Here is a 21,376-nt window from a genome sequence, read left to right as displayed (position 1 = left end):
ATCATGACCCCTTCCGAGCTCCAGCCATCCTGCCTTGCGCAGCAGGCCTCCGCGGCCCACTTGCCGGCGTATGCAGAGTTGCACTGCCTGAGCAATTTCTCCTTTCTGCGTGGCGCCTCGCATCCGCAGGAACTCGTCGAGCAGGCCATGTCGCGCGGCTACAGCGCACTCGCTATCACCGACGAATGCTCGCTCGCGGGCGTCGTGCGTGCCCACACGAGGCTAAGGGAAATCAGACAGGAACGGGAGCGCCAGCAGACGGAGCGCGAGGAGAAGGCCCGGGCGGCGCAAGCGGAAGCACCTTCAGACGACGCGGCAACGGCAACGGCCTCACCAGAAAAACCCCCGGAAAACGAGCCATTAAAACCCATTCCCCACCTGATCATCGGCAGCGAACTCAACCTGAGCGACGATACCGGCGAGCCTTTCTGTACGCTGGTCGCACTAGCCATCGACCGCAACGGTTACGGCAACCTGTCCGAACTGATCACGTTGGCGCGCTCGCGCGCGGACAAAGGCAGCTACCGCCTCGGTCCTTCCGACTTCACCGATTCGTTGCCTCATCTGACGCATCTGAAGGGTCTGCCCGATTGCGTGCTGATACTCGTGCCGCAGCGGACGGCGACGCTGTCGCACACACTGCGTTGCGCGCACTGGCTCGCATCGTTCGCGGCTGATCGCGCGTGGATCGCACTCGAACTGTGGCAAACCGGCAGCGACGACCTTCAGATCGACGCGTTGCGAATGATTTCAAATGCGAGCGGCTTGCCACTGGTCGCGGCAGGTGGCGTGCTGATGCATACGCGCTCGCGCAAGCCGCTCCAGGACACGATGACCGCCATCGGCCTCGTCAAACCGCTCTCGGCCTGCGGCCACGCGCTCGAGGCGAATGCGGAGCGGCACATGCGCACGCGCCAGCGGCTCGGCAAACTGTATCCGCGCGATACGCTCGAAGAAACGCTGCGTATCGCCGCGCTATGCCATTTTTCCCTCGACGATCTCGCCTACGAGTACCCTCAGGAACTGGTTCCCGCCGGCGAGTCGCCGTCGAGCCATCTGCGCAAGCTGGTAATGGCCGGTGCAACGGAGCGCTGGCCGGGCGGTATGGACCTGAAGCGCATCCAGCAGATCGAGACCGAACTGGCATTGATCGCCGATCTGAAATACGAGAAGTATTTTCTGACGGTGCACGATATCGTGAGTTTTGCCCGTTCCCGAAACATCCTGTGCCAGGGGCGAGGGTCGGCGGCGAACTCGATCGTCTGCTACTGCCTGCATGTGACCGAGATCGATCCGGTGCGGATGAACATGCTGATCGAGCGATTCATCTCGCGCGCCCGCAAGGAGCCGCCCGATATCGACGTCGACTTCGAGCATCAGCGCCGCGAAGAGGTGATTCAATATATCTACACCAAATACGGGCGTCATCGGGCCGCGCTGACGGCATCGCTGATCACGTATCACGCGCGCAGCGCATTGAAGGACGTCGGCAAGGCGCTGGGTCTCGAGGTGTCGTTGATCGAGCGGATCAGCAAGTCGCAGCAATGGTGGGACGGTCCGGATGCGGTCGCCCGATATCTGGCCGAAGCGGGCTTCGACGCCCACTCGCACATCACGCAGCGTCTGATTCAACTGACTCAGGAATTGCGCAGTTTTCCGCGTCACCTGTCGCAACATGTCGGCGGCTTCGTGATCGCGAAAGACAAGCTGTCGCGGCTCGTGCCGATCGAAAACGCGACGATGAAAGACCGCAGCGTGATCGAATGGGACAAGGATGATATCGATGCGCTCAAGCTGCTGAAAGTCGACGTGCTCGCGCTCGGCATGTTGTCGGCGATTCGACGCGCGCTGGAATTCGTCGCGTTAAGACGCGGCTTTCCGACATTCAGGGTGCAGGATATTCCGCGCGAGGATCGCGCCGTCTACGAGATGTGCGGCCATGCCGACACGATCGGCGTGTTCCAGATCGAATCGCGCGCTCAGCAAAGCATGCTGCCGCGCCTGAAACCGAACAAGTACTACGATCTCGTGATCGAAGTGGCGATCGTGCGGCCGGGGCCGATTCAGGGTGGCATGGTGCATCCTTATCTGCGCCGCAAGCAGGGCCTCGAACCGATCGACTACGCGAAGGACGAGTTGCGGCCCGTGCTCGAACGCACGCTCGGCGTGCCGATTTTCCAGGAACAGGTCATGCACCTGGCGATGGTTGCGGCGGAATACACCGGTGAGCAGGCCGATCAGTTGCGGCGCGCGATGGCCGCATGGCGGCGCAGCGGCAACCTCGCGAAGTATCAGAAGGATTTGAGCGACCGCATGCTCAAGCGCGGCTACGAGCAGGAATTTATCGACCGCATCTGCAGCCAGATCGAAGGTTTCGGCGAGTATGGTTTTCCGGAGAGTCATGCGGCGAGCTTCGCGTTGCTCGTCTATCTCAGCGCGTGGTTGAAGCGCTATGAGCCGGCTGCTTTCCTGGCCGGTTTGCTGAACAGCCAGCCGTTGGGATTTTATTCGCCGTCGCAACTCGTGCAGGATGCGAAGCGCCACGGCGTCAAGGTATTGCCGCCCGACGTGACGCTGAGCGACTGGGAGTCGACATTCGAGCGGCCCGATGAGCAAGGGCGGCGGATTTCCCCGGACGAGACCTGTCTGCATCGTCAGTACGCCGTACTGTCCGGGCAGCAGTTGCGCGATCTGTCTTTGCGGCGCCTGACGGTGAGCCGGACGATCCGGCGCGCGGCAAAGCGCTTGACCGCTCGCGTGTTTCAACCGTCGAACACCTATGGCGCGCGCGGCCCGGCGGTGCGCATCGGCATGCAGCTGATCAAGGGACTCGCGCAAGGGGCCGCCGAGCGCATTATGGCCGCCCGCCACGACGCGCCGTTTACCAACGTCGACGATCTGGCGCGGCGCGCGGCCTTGACGCGGCGCGATCTCGAAGCGCTGGCGGCGGCCAATGCGCTCGTCAGTATCGCGGGCCATCGGCGCGAAGCGTGGTGGGCCGTGACCGCGCAGCACACGGTGCCGAAGCTGCTGCGCGATGCGCCGATCGCCGAAGCGCCGCTGGCGTTGCCGCGCGCAACGGAAAGCCGCGAGATCGTCGACGATTACGGGAGCCTCGGACTCACGCTCAATCGTCATCCGCTCGCGCTGCTGCGTGCGCGCCTCGCGCAGCAGCGCTTTCGCACGGCGGCCGAACTTGCCGCATGCCGGCACGGCACGCTGGCGCGAGCGTGCGGCATCGTCACCGTGCGGCAGCGGCCGGGCACGGCAAACGGCACGGTGTTCGTTTCTATCGAAGACGAGACCGGTTCGATCAACGTGATCGTCTGGCCGTCGCTGGTGGAAAAGCAGCGCAAGGCGTTGCTGGGTTCATCGCTGCTGGCGGTCTACGGCGTCTTGCAACGCGACGACGGCGTCCTCACGGCCCGGGCCAATGCCGCCAACATGGGCAGTGATGGCAATGTGATGAGCGCCAACCGCACCGGACAGGCGAAAAAGAACAACCGCGGAGAGGTGGTCCATCTCGTCGCCCATCGGCTGGAGGATTACAGCGAGTGGCTTGGCGAGCTGGCCACGACGAGCCGCGATTTTCATTGAGGGCCGGGCTCAGGGCGGACATATTCGCCCGCATCCTGACTCGGGTGTTGACCCAATATCAGACGGGTGCCTCGCCGCGCCAAGGAAACGCGGCCAGCACGTGCCGAATCGCCGTATCGAACGGGGTGCGGCGGCCGATTCCGAGCGCCTCGAGGCGGTCCGACGCCAGATGGCAATTATGCGGACGAGGCGTCGCATCGGTCGGGGTGGATTGCGGCGTCAGATGCGCATCGAGCTGCAATGCTTCGGCGAGGCGCACGGCGATCTCATACTTGGTCATCGGTTCGTCGCCCGACCATTGCACGATGCCGTTGATCGCTGCGCCGTGCGCATGTCGTTCGAGCATTTGCCGGATCACGTACGCGACGTCCGGCGTGAAGGTGGGATAGCGGATCGCCCACGCGTCCATCATGGCGGGCTTGGCGTCCGATGCCGCCGATGCGGCAATCGCCGGCACGAGACTCGTCACCGCCGATTCCGCCCAGCTGACGATCGGGCCATACAGCAGCGGCAAACGCAGCACGCAGCCGAGGTCGGTGGTCTCGGTCAGCGCGCGCTCGCCTTCGAGCTTGCTCCATCCGTACGCGTTAAGCGGCGCGGGCGCGGAGTCGTGCCGATAGGGCGGATGGGTGCCGTCGAACACGTAGTCGGTGGAGATCGACAGGGTCCACGCGCCGCGCCGGTGCGCCGCCGCGGCCAGCGTGCGCACCGCATCGACATTCAGCGCGCGCGCGAGCGCCGGATTGTGCTCGCACACATCCGGCCGGCGCTCGGCCGCGGCTATCACGAGCGCGTCCGGGGCTTCGTGCTCGACGAACTGCTCGACCGCCTGTGCGTCGCGAATGTCCAGTGCGACGCTATTTGGAGCCGGCCGGCTGAACGCCGTGGCAACGACCTGCCAGCCGGCTTGCCGCGCCAGTTCGTCGACGAGCGCGCGGCCGACCAGCCCGGAGGCGCCAATAACGGCAACTTTGAACATGCTGTGAATCCGCCTAGCGGGCTGCGCCGCCGGTTGCCGTCACGTTCGAGACGGCGGTGACCGTGTAGCCGGCTTCGTCGATGGCCGCCTTCATCGCGTCGACCGGTTGCGCCGAGTCGACCACCACGCGGCCGGACGCCAGATCCACCTGAACTTGCGCGGCTGCATCGTGTGCACGAATGGCGTTCGTGACCGCCGTGACGCAGTGCTGGCAGCTCATGCCCTCTACCTTGAATTCGATTGTCATCGGGATTGCCTCGGGAAAAATCAGAATAGGAGTAACTGGATTATGCCTGCCGATTCGTACTCGAGTGGCTGGACCTTCCCATTATGGGAAGGTGTACGATCGACTCATACCCTGGAGAAAACGGTCATGAATATCGGTGAAGCGGCCCGCACGTCGGGTGTCACGGCGAAGATGATCCGCTATTACGAAAGCGTGGGCTTGCTCACGGCGAAGTCGCGCACGAGCGCCGGTTATCGCGTATATGGTCCGCAGGAAGTTCATTCGCTGCGCTTCATCCGCCAGGCGCGGCGCCTCGGCTTTCTGGTTGAAGACATTCGCCGGCTGCTGGCGCTGTGGCACGATCGCTCGCGCGCCAGCGCCGAAGTGAAGCAGATCGCGCTGGAGCACGTCGCGGAACTCGACCGTCGGATCGCCGAACTCACCGATATGCGAGACACCCTCGCGCATCTCGCCGACCATTGCCACGGCGACGAACGGCCCGACTGTCCCATCATCGAACGCCTTGCCGATACCGATCTGATGGCGGGGAAGGGATGTCACCCGATCTAAGGCGGTTGCTGCAGGCGGTGCAACCCCCGGGCGCAAAATTATTGCAACCGGGGGCAACTTGCACCACGACGGTGCTTTAAAATTTGGGGCAACATCCAATCTAATTCGAGATTTGCGCAGAATCAAATTAAATCAACCGTTTAGCCGCACCGCAAGCGTGCACCATTCCAAAACGGAATGCACGTCATGCGGGCATTTCACTAGCGCGGTTGCACCATCGCGCTATAATTCGGGTTAACCCTTTTACGGGAAATCCCTGATGTCCAACTTCACCGGGGATTCAATCTGATCCTTGGAGCACATCATGTTTGCATACATCCTTGAAAAGCTGAGCACCTGGTTTGAAACCGCCGAACGCAACCGTCGCGAAGCCTACTTGGCATCATCGTCGGACATCGTTCAGCTCGAACAGCGTATCCGTTCGCTCGAAACCAGCGGCTATTCGCTGTAAGTTTCATCCGCTTCGAGTTGGACCCGCCGGCGCACATTGCGCGGCGATTGCAGCACAGCGTTGAGCCCCGTCCATTCGGGGCTTTGTCACATCTGGGCCCGAGAATTTCCTCGCGGCAGGCGTTTGCGCACTACGCGTGGCGATTAACAACTAGCTTCACGACTGCCACCGAGGTAAGGTAAAGCGTTCTCCGCGCAATCCGGCATTCTCAAACCAAACCGGTCCGCCCATGTCTTCTATCCGCTCGCTTCAGTCCATCCTGCCCGTAGCCGCCGCGGCTTTACTGACGACGATTTGCGCCGTGTCGAATGCATTCGCCACGCCGGACAGCGCGCGCGGGCCCGTCATCCTCGACTCGCAGGGCGGCATCAACGACGGGCAGAGCGGCACAGTGATGCGCACCGGACCGGCATCGTGGCAGCCGATCGTTGGCGCGCAGCCAATGGCCACGCCGGCCGAATTGGCGCCGCCGGACCCGTCGACACCGATCATCGTGGCGCCGTATATTCAATTGCCTGCGGGCGGCGGCTCGCGGCCGCCGCTGCCTCGTCCGGTGCCGCGTCCGCAATAGGCGTCTTCGGCGCGTTTTCTTCCTGCGCTTGCGTCTCATCCCGTTGATGTTTTTATGCCCGGTAAACGCTTTGCCGGGCTCTCGCGCATCCACGCCTTCCAGGCTCGCCGGGGCGCATGCGCGGCGATTGGCGTGCGGCGCGGCATTGGGGTTTGGGCGCATGGCGTGCGCTACACGGTCCGACGACAATCGTTTCGCAGTCTGGCCGCGGCCCTGGCGATGTTTATCGCGCAGCGTCCCTGCTTTGAACGCAACAGAACGAGGAGACATCAAATGACCACTCACTGGTTCCGCCGTGGCGCGAGCGCCTGCGTGACATTGCTCGCGCTTGCCGTGCCGCCGGGCGTCGCGCTCGCCAAAGACACGCCTGAAATGCCCGCGCTGACCATGGCCGTCGGCGGTTTGCCCGGCCTTTACTATTTGCCGGTGCTTGCCGCACGTCAGTTGGGGTACTTCAAGGACGAAGGCCTCGATGTCGTGCTCGAGGATTTCGCGGGTGGATCGAAAGCACTGGAGGCGGTGGTGGGCGGCAGCGCCGACGTGGGCGCCGGGGCGTTCGAGCACACGCTGTTCATGCAGGCCAAGGGACAGCACTACCGGGCGTTCGTGCTGATGGGCCGCGCCCCGCAGATCGTCGTCGCGGTGGTGAAGTCGAAGGCTAATCAGCTCAAGTCGCTGGCGGACTTCAAGGGCGCGAAAGTCGGCGTGAGCGCGCCGGGTTCATCGACGGATCTCGTGCTGACCGTGGCGTTGCGCAAAGCCGGCGTGCAACGCAGTGAAATTTCAGCGATCGGAGTGGGCAGCGGCGCCACGGTGCTGGCTGCGGTCAGCGGCGGCCAGATCGACGCGCTCTCGAACGTCGATCCGATGATGACCAAGCTGACGCGTAGCGGGGCGATCAAGGTGCTGGTCGATACGCGCACCGTGAAGGGTACGCAAGAGGTGTTCGGCGGAACGATGCCCGCGGCCACGCTCTATGCATCGGAGAGTTTCATCCAGAAGAATCCGAAGACGATCCAGGCGCTTACCAACGCGATCGTGCGAGCAAACCACTGGCTGCAGACCGCGAGCGACGCCGATCTGCTGAAGATGGTGCCGCCGGCTTATCTGCTCAACGACCCGGCGCTATATGTCGAAGCCTTTCACAATGTGCGCGACGCGTATTCGCCGGATGGCTTGATGCCGGCCGACGGCCCGGCGACCTCGCTGCGCGCGCTGGCGTCGTTCGACGTCCGGCTGGATCCGAAGAAGATCGATCTGAGCGCTACCTATACGAACGACTTCGCGCGTAAGGCAGCGGCACAATTGAAGTAAGTACGAATCGGGATGCGCGTGCCGGTCGCCCTGAGGCCGTGCGCGACAAACCTCAGTCGCCGCGATACTCGACCTTGAACCCGGCAGCCTTGTCCTCGCCGAGCGCCTTGACGAGCCAGGGCATCTGGTCCTTCAGCATTTTCGCCAGCGTATACGGCGGGTTCAGAATGAACATGCCGCTGCCGAAAAGTCCAAAGCCGTCCTCGGGCGGATTGCTGACCGTCAGGCTGACGTGGAGCCAGTTGCGCTCCTGCAGCTTCTTCAACTGATCGGGAAAGCGCTGCGATTCCGGGCGCCTTACCTGCGGATACCAGAGCGCATAGGTGCCGGTCGGAAAGCGCTTCAGGCTCTCTTCGACACAGCGCAGCGTGCGCGTGTAGTCGCGCTTGTCCTCGTACGACGGATCGAGCAGCACCAGCGCGCGGCGCGGCGCCGGTGGCAGCAACGCGAGAATGCCGTCGAAGCCGTCGCCCGCGTAGAGCATCGCCCGGCGGCCCGCATCGCGGAAATTGTGGCGCAGCACGTCGATTTCGGTGGTGTGAAGTTCGAACAGACGCATGCGGTCCTGTTCGCGCAACTGCCGCCACGCGATATACGGCGAGCCCGGATAGAAGCGCAACTGCCCATCAGGATTGAGCGCGCTGACTTCTTCGACGTAGTCGGCGAAGAGCGGCGGCAGATCGTTGCGCTCCCAGAGCCTGGCGATGCCGGTCTGGAATTCGCCGGTCTTGGTCGCGTAGCCTTCCTTCAGCGAATAGACACCGGCGCCCGCATGCGTGTCGATATACCAGTAGGCTTTATCCTTCTGGCCGAGGTAGCGCAATAGCTGCAACACGACGGCATGTTTCAGAACGTCGGCGTGATTGCCTGCATGAAAGGCGTGGCGGTAGCTGAGCATGATGAGGAAACGCTGAAAGAGGGCATGCCGGTCGAGGGCGGATTCGGCGGTGCGCGGTGCAATGCGGCGGCACAGCGGACAAACGGCGCCGGTGTGCAGGGCGGTCGCGTATTGTACGCGACGCCGCGCTGCGGGTCGGGTAAGTTCCGCGTGGCATGGCCCCGCTGCCGCCGGGCCATGTCACGCGCTTCGACGAGAATCCGTTCAGTCGTAGGCGTCGCCGACGATTTCCTCGATCCGCTGCCTGATTTCCGGCGTGATTCGCGTGGCCACCTCGGCGGACTTCATGTTCTCGCCGATCTGTTCGACCCGCGACGCGCCCGTGATTACCGTGCTGACGTTCGGATTCTTCAGAATCCAGGCAATCGCGAGTTGTCCGATCGTGCAGTCCAACTCATCGGCCACCGCGCCGAGTTTGCCGACCACGGAGTTCTTGCCCGCGTCGGTGACCTGTTTGCGCAGCCAGTCGTAGCCTTGCAGCTGCGCGCGGCTATCCGCCGGGACGCCGTCGCGGTACTTGCCGGTGAGCAGGCCGGACGCGAGCGGGCTCCAGGTGGTCAGGCCGAGGCCGATATCCTCGTAAAGCCGCTTGTACTCCTGCTCGACGCGTTTGCGGTGGAACAGGTTGTACTGCGGCTGCTCCATGACCGGCTTGTGCAGATGGTGCCGCTCCGCAATCTCGTAAGCGGCGCGGATCTCGTCGGCGCTCCATTCGGAGGTGCCCCAGTACAGCGCCTTGCCGCGCGTGATCATGTCGCTCATCGCCCAGACGGTTTCCTCTATGGGCGTGTTCGGATCGGGGCGATGGCAGAACACCAGATCCACATAGTCGAGTTGCAGACGCTTGAGCGACGCGTCGACCGCGTTCAGCAGATATTTACGGTTCAGCGTGTGGTATTGGTTCGGTGCTTCCGTGAGCCCCCAGAAGAATTTCGTGGACACCACGTAGCTCACGCGCGGCCATGCCAGTTCCTTCAGCGCCTGGCCCATGATTTCCTCGGATTGGCCGCCCGCGTAGACCTCGGCGTTATCGAAGAAGTTGACTCCGGCGTCGCGCGCGGCCGCCAGCGATTCGCGCGCCGCGCGATGATCCACCTGGTTGCCGTAAGTGACCCATGAGCCGATGGACAGTTCGCTGACTTGCAGGCCGGAGCGGCCCAGACGTCGATAATTCATGCATGCCTCCTCGTGGATGATGCTGCCGGAATTGCGCCGAAAACATCCAGTTTAAAGAGATACAGCGCGATGTGCGTTTTACCTATGGAGTTCACAGGGTTCATGCACAATAGCAGCGTTGGCCGCAATGCAGCATTCGGCCGAACGGCCTATGTCGTTCGGCTGACTGCACGCCGCTTGCGGCTTGTGGTCTCATTGCTCATCAACTGCATGGAGGTTCTGGATGTCGTCTCTGAACACGAATCTGAACGGCAAGGTCGCCGTGGTTACCGGCGCGGCAAGCGGCATCGGCAAGCAGATCGCGCTGACTCTTTCCGCGGCGGGCGCGGCGGTCGCGATCGCCGACCTGAACCAGGATGGCGCAAACGCCGTCGCGGAAGAAATCACGAAAGGCGGTGGTAAGGCAATCGGCGTGGCGATGGACGTCACGAGCGAGGAGGCCGTCAATCAGGGCATCGACAAGATCGCGGCGGAACTCGGCTCGATCGACATTCTCATTTCCAACGCCGGCATTCAGATCGTCAATCCGATCGAAAACTATTCGTTCTCGGACTGGAAGAAGATGCAGGCGATTCACGTGGACGGCGCCTTCCTTACCACGAAGGCCGCGCTCAAACACATGTACAAGGACGATCGCGGCGGCATCGTGATCTACATGGGTTCGGTCCACTCGCATGAAGCGTCGCCGCTGAAGTCCGCCTATGTGACGGCCAAGCATGCGCTGCTGGGGCTCGCGCGCGTGCTGGCCAAGGAAGGCGCGAAGCACAATGTGCGCTCGCACGTGGTGTGTCCGGGTTTCGTGCGCACGCCGCTCGTCGACAAGCAGATTCCCGAGCAGTCCAAGGAACTCGGCATCAGCGAGGAAGAAGTCGTCAAGCGCGTGATGCTGGGCGGCACGGTCGACGGCGTCTTCACCACGGTGGAAGACGTCGCGCAGACAGTGCTGTTCCTGTCCACCTTCCCGACGGCGGCGCTGACCGGCCAGTCCTTTATTGTGAGCCACGGCTGGTATATGCAATAAGGAGGCGCCCATGGCGCAACGCAATCTCAAGCGGGCGCGCGTGGGTGCGCCCGGCGACGGGGAGGGCGACGGCGCCGGTTCGGCCGCCGCAGCCCACCCCGGCCGAAGCATCCATTTGCCCAACTACGAAACCGTCGCGCTGATGCTGCAGGGCGGTGGCGCGTTGGGCGCGTATCAGGCAGGTGTCTTTCAGGGGCTTGACGAGGCCGGCATCGAACCCAACTGGCTGGCGGGCATTTCGATTGGCGCGTTGAATACGGCCATCATTGCTGGCAATCCGCGGGAGAAGCGGGTCGAGCGGCTGTTGCAGTTCTGGGAAACTATCTGCCAACCGGCGTTCGGGCCGCCATTGCCGGCTTTCATCGAGCATGCGCTCTTCAATTCGAGCGACGCGGTGCGCAAGGCCTTTACGGCGACCCAGGCGCTAGGCGCGCTTGTCGAAGGGCAAAAGGGCTTTTTCGTGCCGCGGTTTCCGCCGCCGTTGCCCACGGTGTCCGGGCCGCCGCAAACGGCCAGCTACTACGACACCGCACCGTTGAAGGCGACACTCGAGGCGCTCTGCGATTTCGACCGGATCAATTCGCGTGAAATGCGCGTGTCGGTGGGCGCGGTCAATTGCGGCACGGGCAACTTCGCGTACTTCGACAACACGCACACCACACTGCGGCCCGAGCATTTCATGGCGTCAGGCGCATTGCCGCCGGGCTTCGCGGCGGTCGAAATCGACGGCCAGTTTTACTGGGACGGCGGCCTGATGTCGAATACGCCGCTCTACGAAGTGATCCAGACCACGCCGCGTCGCGACACGCTCGCGTTCCAGGTCGATCTGTGGAGCGCGATCGGACCGGTGCCGGATAACCTCACGGATGTTCAGGGGCGCATGAAAGACATCCAGTATTCGAGCCGTACGCGTCTCGTGACCGACATGCTGCAGCGCTCGCAGCGTTTCCGGCACGTGCTGCGCGAGGTGCTGGAGCGCGTGCCGTCCGAGCAGCGTGACGACCCGTGGTGCAAGCTGGCCGAAGACCTCGCGTGCTCGAAGCGCTACAACGTGATCCATCTCATCTACCGGCACAAGGAATACGAGGGGCACTACAAGGACTTTCAGTTCGGCCTCTCGACCATGCGCGAGCACTGGCAAAGCGGTCTGGACGACATCCGCCATTCGCTCGAGCATCCCGACTGGCTCGACATGCCGGATAACGACGCGGGTTTCGTCACGCACGATATCCATCGTGATTCGCGCTGACAGGACTACAACGAAACGTTCAGGCAATAAAAAACGGCGCCCTTTCAGAAAGGGCGCCGTTTCTCTCAGCAGTTCCAGCAGTGTGCGCGCGACCAGGATGCGCGCTTCGGCTTACTTTACTTCAACACATGAGCAATCGCGCTGGCCACCGCGTCGAGATTGCGCGTGTTCAGCGCAGCCACGCAGATGCGGCCCGTGCTCACCGCGTAGATGCCGAACTCTTCGCGCAGACGGTCCACTTGCGGCGCCGTCAGACCCGAGTACGAGAACATGCCGCGCTGTGCGTTCACGAAGCTGAAGTCGCGATCCACGCCGCTTGCCTTCAGGCGTTCGACCAGACCGTTGCGCATCGCGCGAATACGGTCGCGCATCTCTGCCAGTTCCGTTTCCCACGTGGCGCGCAGTTCGGGCGAGGCGAGCACTGCCGCGACCACCGAGCCGCCGTGCGTCGGCGGGTTCGAGTAGTTCGTGCGGATCACGCGCTTCAGTTGCGACAGCACGCGTGCTGCCTCTTCCTTGCTTGCCGTGATGATCGACAGCGCGCCGATACGCTCGCCGTACAGCGAGAACGACTTCGAGAACGACGACGACACGAACACGTTCAGTTCCGAAGCCGCGAACAGACGCACGGCTGCGGCGTCCGCTTCGATGTTGTCGCCGAAACCCTGGTAGGCGATGTCGAGGAACGGCACCAGATTGCGCGCCTTCACGACTTCGACCACCTGCTTCCATTGATCGACGGTGAGGTCGACGCCGGTCGGGTTATGGCAGCAGGCGTGCAGCACGACGACGGTGCCCGCGACATAGCTGTTCAGCGCGCTCAGCATGCCCTCGAAGTTCACGCCATGCGTGTGCGCGTCATAGTACGGATACGACATGACTTCGAAACCTGCGCCTTCGAACAGCGCACGGTGGTTTTCCCAGCTCGGATCGCTGATTGCAACCTTGGCTGCACGGTTCACGCGCTTCAGGAAGTCCGCGCCGATCTTCAGCGCGCCCGTGCCGCCCAGTGCCTGCGCCGTGACGACGCGGCCCGCCGCGATCAGCGACGAGTCGTTGCCGAGCAGCAGCTTCTGCACGGCCGCATCGTAAACCGCGATGCCTTCGATCGGCAGGTAGCCGCGCGGCAGCGCCGCGTCGACGCGGGCTTTTTCGGCTTCGCGCACGGCGCGCAGCAGCGGAATCTTGCCTTCTTCGTTGAAGTACACGCCCACGCCAAGGTTGACCTTGGTGGCACGCGTATCGGCGTTGAAGGCTTCGTTCAGGCCCAGAATCGGGTCGCGGGGAGCAAGTTCGACGGCGGAGAACAGAGACATGATGGGTGGGCAGCAGTAGTGAAAAGAGGGCGGCTCTGAGCGCGAACGGCCCGACCTGAAGCGTCTGATGCAAAACGCGGACAGGCGGCGGACAGCGGCAAGCGAGCGCAGCTTGGCATTGTAACGAATCCGCGCGCGTTTTTCGGGCGACCAGGCTGGCGGGAGAGAATTATTTGCTTGAAAAACAGGCACTCCAGCGCCATGTGACATCAACGGATCTGCTGGAGCGCCGCCCGGCGAGGGCCGCCAGGCGGCCATCGACCCACGGCGCAAAGCCTCTTCATAGCCGCCCACGTGTGACTGGAAGGCCACGAATCTTCCAGGTGGAGGGTCGTCACATGAGGTGCCGCCGAACGCCCGCAAACCCGCCCGCGGCTTCCCGAACCCTACGCAGACCCGCTCGATCCGCGTTTCCCGCAACCCGTTAGAATGGTCCTTTGCCCAAGGCCCGGTGCCGTCCCCATGTCCGAACAACATCTGACTGAAGCCGAAGATACGCTCGACGAATCCAAATTCGTCACGTTCGAAGGCTCGCCGTTTCAGCTCTACCAGCCGTACCCGCCCGCCGGCGACCAGCCCACGGCGATCGACACGCTCGTCGAAGGCGTCGAGGACGGCCTGGCGTTCCAGACGCTGCTCGGCGTGACCGGCTCCGGCAAAACCTTCACGATGGCCAACACGATCGCGCGGCTCGGCCGCCCGGCGATGGTGTTTGCGCCGAACAAGACGCTCGCCGCGCAGCTTTACTCGGAGTTCCGCGAGTTCTTTCCGCGCAATGCGGTCGAGTACTTCGTCTCGTACTACGACTACTACCAGCCTGAAGCGTACGTGCCGCAGCGCGACCTGTTCATCGAGAAAGACTCCTCGATCAACGAGCACATCGAGCAGATGCGGCTGTCGGCTACCAAGAGCCTGATGGAGCGGCGCGACGTGGTGATCGTCGGCACGGTGTCGGCCATTTACGGTATCGGCAATCCGTCCGAGTATCACAAGATGATTCTGACGCTGCGCACGGGCGACAAGCTCGGCCAGCGCGACATCATCGCGCGGCTGATCGCAATGCAGTACAACCGCAACGAAGCCGATTTCCAGCGCGGCTCGTTCCGCGTGCGCGGCGACACGATCGATATCTTCCCGGCCGAACATGCCGAAATGGCGGTGCGCATTGAATTGTTCGACGACGAAATCGAAACGCTGCAACTGTTCGATCCGCTCACCGGGCGCGTGCGGCAGAAGATTCCTCGCTTCACCGTATATCCGTCGTCGCACTATGTGACGCCGCGCGACACTGTCGTGCGTGCCGTCGAAACGATCAAGAGCGAATTGCGCGAGCGGCTCGAATTCTTTTACAGCGACGGCAAGCTCGTCGAAGCGCAGCGGCTCGAACAGCGCACCCGCTTCGACCTGGAAATGTTGCAGGAACTGGGTTTCTGCAAGGGCATCGAGAACTACTCGCGGCACTTTTCCGGCGCCGCGCCGGGCGAGCCGCCGCCGACCCTGGTCGATTACCTGCCGCCGGACGCCATCATGATGCTCGACGAGTCGCACGTGCTGATCGGGCAGTTGAACGGCATGTACAACGGCGACCGGGCGCGCAAGGAAAATCTGGTCGACTACGGTTTCCGCCTGCCCTCGGCGCTGGATAACCGGCCGCTCAAGTTCAACGAGTTCGAGCGCAAGATGCGCCAGGTCGTGTTCGTGTCGGCCACGCCGGCGGATTACGAGAAGAAAACGGCCGGACAGGTCGCCGAGCAGCTGGTGCGTCCGACCGGCCTCGTCGATCCGGAAATCGAGGTGCGTCCGGCGCGCAGCCAGGTCGACGACGTGCTCGGCGAGATCAACGAGCGCGTCAAGGTGGGCGACCGGGTGCTGGTCACGGTGCTGACCAAGCGGATGGCTGAGCAGTTGACCGAGTTTCTGGCCGACCACGGCGTGAAGGTGCGCTATCTGCATAGTGACATCGACACGGTGGAGCGGGTCGAGATCATCCGCGATCTGCGGCTGGGCACCTTCGACGTGCTGGTCGGGATCAACCTGCTGCGCGAAGGGCTGGATATTCCGGAGGTGTCGCTCGTCGCGATTCTCGACGCTGACAAGGAAGGTTTTCTGCGCGCCGAGCGCTCGCTGATCCAGACCATCGGCCGGGCAGCGCGCAATGTGAACGGCAAGGCGATCCTGTATGCGGACAAGGTGACGGACTCGATGCGCCGCGCGATCGACGAAACCGAGCGGCGGCGCGCCAAGCAGATTGCCTTCAACCTCGCGAACGGCATTACGCCACGCGGGGTGGTCAAGCGGATTCGCGACATCATCGACGGTGTGTACAACGTCGACGACGCGCGCGCCGAACTGAAGGAGCAGCAAACGCGCGCGAAATTCGAGGACATGTCCGAGAAGCAACTCGCCAAGGAACTGAAGCGTCTCGAAAAACAGATGATGGAGCACGCCAAGAACCTCGAGTTCGAAAAGGCCGCGCAGACTCGCGACCAGTTGGCGCTGTTGCGCCAGCGTGTGTTCGGCGCGAATGTCGGCGATCACGTCTCGGGCGTCGAATAAGCCTCTTTCCACCTGAGGGCGCGGCAAGCTGTCGCGCCCTGTCAACTTGCAGCGACCCACCCCTCCCCAGATCACTCCGCCGTCCCCCGCTACGCGCTTTCTTAAAGCAGCCTTAAGGCCCTGTTGCGACAAGGCTTTGCGAACGTCGATATTTGTTCTCCCTGGCGATCAATGATAAACTCGCCCAATATTGAGAATGGTTCGCATTTAATGTTTTTGTAGGCGATTTGCACTGGCCGGTCGATCGCCTGCCGAAAGGCGAGGGCCATCGCATCAGGCTCGCCGACGCGCTGTTCCAATGGGTTCGATTCAGTCTGATAAAAACAAGGAGTTTCAATGCGGATTTGTTCATTTGTGCGCGGCGGCGCAGCCGCGCTCGCCGCAGTGGCGGCTTTGTCGGCGACGGCGGCGGAATACCCGATCGGCAAGCAACAGATTCAGGGTGGCATGGAAATCGGCGCGGTGTACCTGCAGCCAATCACCATGGAACCAGAAGGCATGATGCGTAAGGCATCGGATTCGGACATCCACCTCGAAGCGGATATCCACGCCGTCAAGAACAATCCGACCGGTTTCGCCGAAGGCGACTGGATGCCCTATCTGCAAATTCGCTACGAGCTGACGAAAGCCGGTTCGAATCAGACGCAGAAGGGCGACATGATGGCGATGGTCGCCAACGACGGCCCGCACTACGGCGACAACGTCAAGCTGCAAGGCCCGGGCAAGTATCACCTGAAGCTGATCGTCGAACCGCCGATGCAGACTGGCCACATGGCTTTCGGCCGCCACGTCGACAAGGAAACCGGCGTGGGCCCGTGGTTCAAGCCGTTCACGCTCGACTATGACTTCACCTTCGCCGGTATCGGCAAGAAGGGCGGTTACTGATCCGCCGATCGTGGTGGATTAGCCGCCGGTCATGCCGTCAGGCCCCCATTCGAGCGCATGGCCGGGCGGCGACGATTGGGCGAATCAGTGAATGCAGCACAGGCGGGGCGCCGATGATCGACGTCGGCGCGCCGCGATTTCTGGAAAGGCTAATGAGAATTGACCGAAAGATCGCGCTGCTCGCCGCTACGGCGTTGCTCGCGGGCGCGGCCCACGCAGCCGACCTGCCGACCTTCAAGCTGGAAATGAACGACGGCAAGCTCACCCCGGCGCGCATCGAAGTGCCGGCGGGGCAGCGCATCAAGATCGAAGTGCGCAACACCGGCAAAGGCGCTGCCGAATTCGAAAGCGTGCAGTTGCGTAAAGAGAAGGTGTTGGCGCCGGGCGCGGATTCGTTCGTCGTCATTGCTCCGCTCGAGCCGGGCGAATACAAGTTTTTCGACGATTTCCACCAGCAGGCGCAGGGTGTGATCGTCGCGAAGTAATGGCCTGGAATGCAGGCGCGCGACTACGGGGCGCCGCATTCTTTTTCAGGCAGTGAGCGGTAGAAGGAACGAAGGGAGAGCGTGGATGGGGCAGATTCTGTTCATCGTGTGGCGGGAAAGCGTCGAGGCCTTGCTGGTCGTCGGCATCCTGTACGCGTGGTTGAAAAACGGCGACGACGATGCGCGCCGCGGCTTGCCGTACCTGTGGGGCGGCGTCGCGGCCGGTGTGATCGCGGCGGTCGCCCTCGGCGCGGCGCTGGTGGGCTTCACCGAAGTGCTTTCCGGTGACGCGCAGGATTATTTCCAGACCGCGATGGTGCTGGTCGCCTGCGTGCTGATCGTGCAGATGGTGCTGTGGATGAAGCAGCACGGCCGGACCTTGAAGCGCGACATGGAACAGTCGCTGCAAAAGAGTCAGCGCGATTCGAACTGGTGGGGTGTCGCGTTGCTGGTCGCACTGGCGATCGCGCGTGAAGGCAGCGAAACGGTGATCTTCCTGTACGGCCTCGGCTTCGGCCAGTCGGGCCACGTGGACGGCAGCCAGATGCTCGCGGTCGTGATGGGCCTCGGTCTCGCGTTCCTCACGTTCTACCTGCTGCAGCTGGGCGGCAAGATCTTCTCGTGGCGGCTCTTTTTCCGCGTCACCGAAATCATGCTGCTGTTCCTTGGCGCCGGTCTGTTCCAGACCGGTGTCGACAAGCTGATCGACAAGGAAATCCTGCCGACGCTCGTCGACCAGATGTGGAATTCCTCGGCGATCCTCGACGACTCGAGCACCTTCGGTTCCCTGGTTTCGACGCTGACTGGCTATCGCGCTCATCCGGCGCTGATGAATCTGCTGGCGTACGCGGCGTACTGGGCGGTGGTCTATCTGCTGGTGCGCCGGGCGAATCGCAAGCCGGTGCAGCGGACAGCGGGACGCGCGGCATGAGCACCGTCATGACCCGCCCCGGGCGCCTCGCGGCGGCCGGACAATGGATGCAGCGTCACGGCACCGTCATCCGCGGCATTCAGTGGGTCGTGGTGGCGCTCTACGCGTTCCTCATCATCGTGCCGGCGGTGATGCCGCTGCCGGACGACACCGCGCATCTGTGGAACAACCTGACGCTTGCCGCGCAGTTCGTGTTCTGGGGCATCTGGTGGCCGTTCGTGTTGCTGTCGATGGTGATGCTCGGCCGGGTCTGGTGCGGCGTGCTCTGTCCGGAAGGCGCGCTCGCCGAATTCGCCAGCAAGTTCGGCCGCGGCTGGGCCATTCCACGCTGGATGCGCTGGGGCGGCTGGCCATTCGTCGCGTTCGGCATCACGACCATCTATGGTCAGATGGTGAGCGTGTACCAGTATCCGAAGGCCGTGCTGCTGGTGCTCGGCGGCTCGACCTTCGCGGCGATGATCATCGGCTTGCTATACGGGCGGGAGAAGCGTGTCTGGTGCAAGTATCTGTGCCCCGTCAACGGGGTTTTTTCGCTTCTGGCGCGCCTCGCGCCGTTCCACTACAAGGTCGACGAAGACGCGTGGCGCCGTTCTTACAAGAACGGCGAGCATGGCCATCGCGTGATTCCGATCAATTGCGCACCGCTCGTGCCGTTGCGCAATATGAAGGGTGCGTCGGACTGCCATATGTGCGGCCGGTGCAGCGGACACCGCGACGCGATAGCGCTGACGTGGCGCGCGCCGTCGTCGGAAGTCGTGCAATTGGGCGACAAGCAGGCGAACCCGTGGGACACCGCGTTGATCCTGTACGGCCTGCTCGGCATTGCGATCGGCGCATTCCACTGGACCGCCTCGCGCTGGTTCATCGACCTGAAGATGTTCTTCGCGACGTGGCTGGTCGATCACGACATCACCTGGCCGCTCGACACCAACGCGCCGTGGTTCCTGTTCACGCATTACCCCGAGCAGAACGACGTGTTTTCGTGGCTCGACGGCACGATGGTGATCGGTTACATCCTAGCGACGGCGCTGGTGTACGGCACCGCGCTGCTGCTGTTGCTAACGGGCGCGACGCGCATGCTCGGACGATTCAGCGCGGTGCGTCTGCATCATCTGACGCAGGCGCTGATTCCGATCGCCGGCGCGGGCGTGTTCCTTGGGCTGTCGGCTACCACGCTGTCGCTGCTGCGCGCGGAGCATGTGTCGCTGTGGTGGGCGTCGGATTTGCGCATCACGATTCTGGCGATCGCCAATCTGTGGAGCGCACGGCTTGCCTGGCTCGTCACGCGCCGCTATAGCGAGCGCTTCGTGCAGCGCGGCCTCGCGATGCTCTGGTTCGCCGCGGCGCTGGCCGTGGTCGATAGCGCGTGGTGGCTGATGTTCTGGGGCTGGGCTTCGAAGTAGGCTGGAACAACGTCGGGTTCCGGGCTGCCGGACAAGCAAAAAGCCGTGGGATGACATTCATCCCACGGCTTTTTCCTTTTCTGCTGAGCGACACACGGCGTTTTCGTGCCTCCGCGTTGGGTGAGAACCAAAAAAGCGGCCTGGCTGGCTGCGACGGCTGGCTTGGTGTCTGCACGAAGGGGTCTAGTTCTCACGTGCAAGCCGTCGTGGCTGGCTAATGCCCAACACCTCTCGAGGAGGTGGTCCCCACAATACCCGGTACTTACCTCTGTTTCGTTCCTACTTGGTCAGGATCAGCTTGCCTAAGCGCGTGGCACGCAGCTGATAGGTTTCGCCGTTATGCACGATGCTGATGTGACTATGGCCCTGCAGCAATGCGTCGCTGCGCACGACCCGTTCCGATGTCTCGCTCGAGCCGTTTGCACGCTCCGCAGCGGGCTTGGCGGCCGAAGTGCTCGCCGTCGACGATTTGGGGCGGCTGGTCAGCGCGGCCGCCGGGCGGCGCAGGCTGAGCGTGGAAGGGCGGTTGAGATCGTTCATTCGTTCTGGCTTGTTCGTCGATTCGGTGGATTTATTCTAAATGATAACCATTACCATTTACAAGCGAGCGAAATTCATCGGATTTTCGTCTTGATAGCCGCCTGAACGAGCAGGGAAAAGGGGCGAGAGGCCGCCTTCAGCGGGCGGCTCGCAAGACAAGCGCGGCGGCGGCCCGGGCAGGCGCCCGCGCGCAATTCAATGCAGCGAACCGGGCTCCTGCTTGGTCTGCACGTACTGACGGATCAGCCGTACGGTATCGATGTCATTCTCCCGATACGCCGACTTCACGATTTCCTGCGTCTGCACGGCGTCCTGGTCGGTGGAGACGGGCAGCGTGGTCGCGTACTCGAAACGCAGGAACAGTTGCAGTTCGTCCGGCTGTTCGATGGTCATTGTCAGCGAGCCGCCGACGTAGTCTTCAGTCGGCAGGATGTCGTAGCGCACGCTCTGGCTCGCCTGCAGCGTGACGCGATCGCGCACGGTGGCCTGGCCGTAGTGCAATTCCCGTTCGAGGACATTGCCTTCGCGCGACAGAATCGTGCAGCTGTCGAGCCCGATCACGAATAGTTGCGGCTGCTCGGCGCGCAGCACGAGCCCCTCCCACAACTGCTCGCGGGTCATCGAGTCGACAAAGGGATTCAACGGATCGTTGATCTGGATAAGGTGTTCGAAATTCAAGTCGACAGCTTCCTATGAAAGCGTTGCGTTGCGCCGGATTGCATACTGCCCTGTCAGTGCGGGCGTGCCTTTCATGTCGTCACCGCGTTACGCGACGGCGAGACCCGAGCGGATCGTGATCGAATGCGTAAGGATCTTGTGGACCGGACACGCATTGGCGATTTGCAAGAGCCGTTCCCGCTGCTCGTCGGACAGATCGCCCTCGAGCACGATCTTGCGGTCGATGGCCGTGCCCGCGTCGCCGGTTTCGATCGACAGGGTCACGCGCACATCCGTCAGCGGCCACTCCTTGCGCTGAGCGTACATCTTCAGCGTGATCGACGTGCAGGCGCCGAGGCTCGATAGCAGCAGTGAAACGGGCGTCGGCCCGCGGTCGCCGCCGCCGAGCGACTCCGGTTCGTCGGCGACCCACGTGTGCTTGCCGTCGTCGAAAATGACCTGGAAATTCGTCGAACCGATATGGGCGGTGACGGTAGGCTCTGTCATGCGTGCGGCTCCTGGACAGGACGGAAAATCGCCGCGCGCCGAGC

General features: G+C 62.9%; 20 protein-coding genes. 12 read left to right on the top strand and 8 right to left on the bottom strand.

Features of this window, described 5'->3' with window-relative positions; all coding sequences use genetic code 11:
- Positions 1-3: 3 nt before the first annotated feature.
- Positions 4-3,597 carry an error-prone DNA polymerase gene (locus HV770_RS02945; protein ID WP_175157997.1) on the top strand — a complete coding sequence of 1,198 codons (3,594 nt, stop codon included), beginning with the start codon at positions 4-6 and terminating at the stop codon, positions 3,595-3,597.
- A 58-nt stretch (positions 3,598-3,655) separates the two neighbouring features.
- Here the strand turns inward: HV770_RS02945 and HV770_RS02940 are convergent, their stop codons facing one another.
- Together HV770_RS02940 and HV770_RS02935 are read right to left on the bottom strand one after the other, a co-directional pair.
- Positions 3,656-4,576: a dTDP-4-dehydrorhamnose reductase family protein gene (locus HV770_RS02940; protein ID WP_175157996.1), complete on the bottom strand. Its 921-nt coding sequence runs from the start codon at positions 4,574-4,576 to the stop codon at positions 3,656-3,658.
- Positions 4,577-4,589: 13 nt separating this feature from the next.
- Positions 4,590-4,823 (bottom strand): heavy-metal-associated domain-containing protein, encoded by a 234-nt coding sequence (locus HV770_RS02935; protein ID WP_175157995.1) that lies wholly within the window; start codon positions 4,821-4,823, stop codon positions 4,590-4,592.
- Between the two features lie 126 nt (positions 4,824-4,949).
- Between HV770_RS02935 and cueR the strand changes: the two genes are divergently transcribed.
- From cueR to HV770_RS02915, 4 genes are all read left to right on the top strand, one after another.
- Entirely contained in the window at positions 4,950-5,372 is a 423-nt protein-coding gene (gene cueR, locus HV770_RS02930) for a Cu(I)-responsive transcriptional regulator (RefSeq protein WP_175157994.1), read from the top strand.
- A 304-nt stretch (positions 5,373-5,676) separates the two neighbouring features.
- Positions 5,677-5,823 carry a DUF3563 family protein gene (locus HV770_RS02925; protein WP_121315127.1) on the top strand — a complete coding sequence of 49 codons (147 nt, stop codon included), beginning with the start codon at positions 5,677-5,679 and terminating at the stop codon, positions 5,821-5,823.
- 229 nt (positions 5,824-6,052) lie between these two features.
- The gene (locus HV770_RS02920) at positions 6,053-6,394 is read left to right on the top strand and encodes a hypothetical protein (RefSeq protein WP_175157993.1); all 342 of its coding nucleotides are present in this window, start codon (positions 6,053-6,055) and stop codon (positions 6,392-6,394) included.
- Positions 6,395-6,667: 273 nt separating this feature from the next.
- Complete coding sequence (locus HV770_RS02915; RefSeq protein ID WP_175157992.1) at positions 6,668-7,708, top strand: ABC transporter substrate-binding protein; 1,041 nt, start codon at positions 6,668-6,670, stop codon at positions 7,706-7,708.
- Positions 7,709-7,760: 52 nt separating this feature from the next.
- Here HV770_RS02915 and HV770_RS02910 read toward each other — a convergent pair whose 3' ends face one another.
- Positions 7,761-8,606 (bottom strand): 23S rRNA (adenine(2030)-N(6))-methyltransferase RlmJ, encoded by an 846-nt coding sequence (locus HV770_RS02910; protein ID WP_175157991.1) that lies wholly within the window; start codon positions 8,604-8,606, stop codon positions 7,761-7,763.
- A gap of 204 nt (positions 8,607-8,810) precedes the next feature.
- On the bottom strand, positions 8,811-9,782 hold the full coding sequence (locus HV770_RS02905; RefSeq protein WP_175157990.1) for a potassium channel beta subunit family protein: 972 nt from the start codon (positions 9,780-9,782) through the stop codon (positions 8,811-8,813).
- Positions 9,783-10,005: 223 nt separating this feature from the next.
- Between HV770_RS02905 and HV770_RS02900 the strand changes: the two genes are divergently transcribed.
- Both HV770_RS02900 and HV770_RS02895 read left to right on the top strand, forming a co-directional pair.
- A complete protein-coding gene (locus tag HV770_RS02900; protein WP_175157989.1) occupies positions 10,006-10,803 on the top strand; it encodes a 3-hydroxybutyrate dehydrogenase in 798 nt (265 codons plus the stop codon).
- 10 nt (positions 10,804-10,813) lie between these two features.
- Complete coding sequence (locus HV770_RS02895) at positions 10,814-12,052, top strand: DUF3734 domain-containing protein (RefSeq protein WP_175157988.1); 1,239 nt, start codon at positions 10,814-10,816, stop codon at positions 12,050-12,052.
- Positions 12,053-12,168: 116 nt separating this feature from the next.
- Here HV770_RS02895 and HV770_RS02890 read toward each other — a convergent pair whose 3' ends face one another.
- Positions 12,169-13,368, bottom strand: a complete 1,200-nt coding sequence (locus tag HV770_RS02890; protein WP_175157987.1) for an amino acid aminotransferase — start codon at positions 13,366-13,368, stop codon at positions 12,169-12,171.
- 462 nt (positions 13,369-13,830) lie between these two features.
- Between HV770_RS02890 and uvrB the strand changes: the two genes are divergently transcribed.
- From uvrB to HV770_RS02865, 5 genes are all read left to right on the top strand, one after another.
- Positions 13,831-15,924 (top strand): excinuclease ABC subunit UvrB, encoded by a 2,094-nt coding sequence (gene uvrB, locus HV770_RS02885; RefSeq protein ID WP_175157986.1) that lies wholly within the window; start codon positions 13,831-13,833, stop codon positions 15,922-15,924.
- Positions 15,925-16,260: 336 nt separating this feature from the next.
- The gene (locus tag HV770_RS02880; RefSeq protein WP_175157985.1) at positions 16,261-16,809 is read left to right on the top strand and encodes an iron transporter; all 549 of its coding nucleotides are present in this window, start codon (positions 16,261-16,263) and stop codon (positions 16,807-16,809) included.
- A 152-nt stretch (positions 16,810-16,961) separates the two neighbouring features.
- Positions 16,962-17,294: a cupredoxin domain-containing protein gene (locus HV770_RS02875; protein ID WP_121318964.1), complete on the top strand. Its 333-nt coding sequence runs from the start codon at positions 16,962-16,964 to the stop codon at positions 17,292-17,294.
- Between the two features lie 85 nt (positions 17,295-17,379).
- On the top strand, positions 17,380-18,225 hold the full coding sequence (locus HV770_RS02870; RefSeq protein WP_175157984.1) for an FTR1 family iron permease: 846 nt from the start codon (positions 17,380-17,382) through the stop codon (positions 18,223-18,225).
- Positions 18,222-19,628 (top strand): 4Fe-4S binding protein, encoded by a 1,407-nt coding sequence (locus HV770_RS02865; RefSeq protein WP_175157983.1) that lies wholly within the window; start codon positions 18,222-18,224, stop codon positions 19,626-19,628. The genes HV770_RS02870 and HV770_RS02865 overlap by 4 nt, the downstream gene beginning before the upstream one ends.
- Positions 19,629-19,907: 279 nt before the next feature.
- On the opposite strand, the gene hemP is transcribed toward HV770_RS02865, so the two are convergent.
- From hemP to HV770_RS02850, 3 genes are all read right to left on the bottom strand, one after another.
- Positions 19,908-20,168 carry a hemin uptake protein HemP gene (gene hemP, locus HV770_RS02860; RefSeq protein WP_175157982.1) on the bottom strand — a complete coding sequence of 87 codons (261 nt, stop codon included), beginning with the start codon at positions 20,166-20,168 and terminating at the stop codon, positions 19,908-19,910.
- Positions 20,169-20,363: 195 nt separating this feature from the next.
- Positions 20,364-20,846, bottom strand: coding sequence for an SRPBCC family protein (locus HV770_RS02855; RefSeq protein WP_175157981.1), 483 nt, complete (start codon positions 20,844-20,846; stop codon positions 20,364-20,366).
- 87 nt (positions 20,847-20,933) lie between these two features.
- Entirely contained in the window at positions 20,934-21,332 is a 399-nt protein-coding gene (locus HV770_RS02850; RefSeq protein WP_175157980.1) for an OsmC family protein, read from the bottom strand.
- Positions 21,333-21,376 lie beyond the last annotated feature (44 nt).

Source organism: Paraburkholderia fynbosensis (assembly GCF_902859935.1).
Lineage (GTDB): Bacteria > Pseudomonadota > Gammaproteobacteria > Burkholderiales > Burkholderiaceae > Paraburkholderia > Paraburkholderia fynbosensis.
The sequence above is the reverse complement of the archived record's forward strand: the minus strand, read 5'-3'. Positions and strand labels throughout refer to the sequence as shown.

What these genes read in the sequence shown, in the direction of transcription:
- HV770_RS02870 (WP_175157984.1), top strand. Translation starts at nt 17,380, where the DNA reads ATGGGGCAGATTCTGTTCATCGTGTGGCGGGAAAGCGTCGAGGCCTTG.
- HV770_RS02865 (WP_175157983.1), top strand. Translation starts at nt 18,222, where the DNA reads ATGAGCACCGTCATGACCCGCCCCGGGCGCCTCGCGGCGGCCGGACAA.
- HV770_RS02920 (WP_175157993.1), top strand. Translation starts at nt 6,053, where the DNA reads ATGTCTTCTATCCGCTCGCTTCAGTCCATCCTGCCCGTAGCCGCCGCG.
- HV770_RS02910 (WP_175157991.1), bottom strand. Translation starts at nt 8,606, where the DNA reads ATGCTCAGCTACCGCCACGCCTTTCATGCAGGCAATCACGCCGACGTT.
- HV770_RS02915 (WP_175157992.1), top strand. Translation starts at nt 6,668, where the DNA reads ATGACCACTCACTGGTTCCGCCGTGGCGCGAGCGCCTGCGTGACATTG.
- HV770_RS02905 (WP_175157990.1), bottom strand. Translation starts at nt 9,782, where the DNA reads ATGAATTATCGACGTCTGGGCCGCTCCGGCCTGCAAGTCAGCGAACTG.
- HV770_RS02875 (WP_121318964.1), top strand. Translation starts at nt 16,962, where the DNA reads ATGAGAATTGACCGAAAGATCGCGCTGCTCGCCGCTACGGCGTTGCTC.
- HV770_RS02895 (WP_175157988.1), top strand. Translation starts at nt 10,814, where the DNA reads ATGGCGCAACGCAATCTCAAGCGGGCGCGCGTGGGTGCGCCCGGCGAC.
- HV770_RS02935 (WP_175157995.1), bottom strand. Translation starts at nt 4,823, where the DNA reads ATGACAATCGAATTCAAGGTAGAGGGCATGAGCTGCCAGCACTGCGTC.
- HV770_RS02850 (WP_175157980.1), bottom strand. Translation starts at nt 21,332, where the DNA reads ATGACAGAGCCTACCGTCACCGCCCATATCGGTTCGACGAATTTCCAG.
- HV770_RS02940 (WP_175157996.1), bottom strand. Translation starts at nt 4,576, where the DNA reads ATGTTCAAAGTTGCCGTTATTGGCGCCTCCGGGCTGGTCGGCCGCGCG.
- HV770_RS02925 (WP_121315127.1), top strand. Translation starts at nt 5,677, where the DNA reads ATGTTTGCATACATCCTTGAAAAGCTGAGCACCTGGTTTGAAACCGCC.
- HV770_RS02890 (WP_175157987.1), bottom strand. Translation starts at nt 13,368, where the DNA reads ATGTCTCTGTTCTCCGCCGTCGAACTTGCTCCCCGCGACCCGATTCTG.
- HV770_RS02945 (WP_175157997.1), top strand. Translation starts at nt 4, where the DNA reads ATGACCCCTTCCGAGCTCCAGCCATCCTGCCTTGCGCAGCAGGCCTCC.
- cueR (WP_175157994.1), top strand. Translation starts at nt 4,950, where the DNA reads ATGAATATCGGTGAAGCGGCCCGCACGTCGGGTGTCACGGCGAAGATG.
- HV770_RS02880 (WP_175157985.1), top strand. Translation starts at nt 16,261, where the DNA reads ATGCGGATTTGTTCATTTGTGCGCGGCGGCGCAGCCGCGCTCGCCGCA.
- hemP (WP_175157982.1), bottom strand. Translation starts at nt 20,168, where the DNA reads ATGAACGATCTCAACCGCCCTTCCACGCTCAGCCTGCGCCGCCCGGCG.
- uvrB (WP_175157986.1), top strand. Translation starts at nt 13,831, where the DNA reads ATGTCCGAACAACATCTGACTGAAGCCGAAGATACGCTCGACGAATCC.
- HV770_RS02900 (WP_175157989.1), top strand. Translation starts at nt 10,006, where the DNA reads ATGTCGTCTCTGAACACGAATCTGAACGGCAAGGTCGCCGTGGTTACC.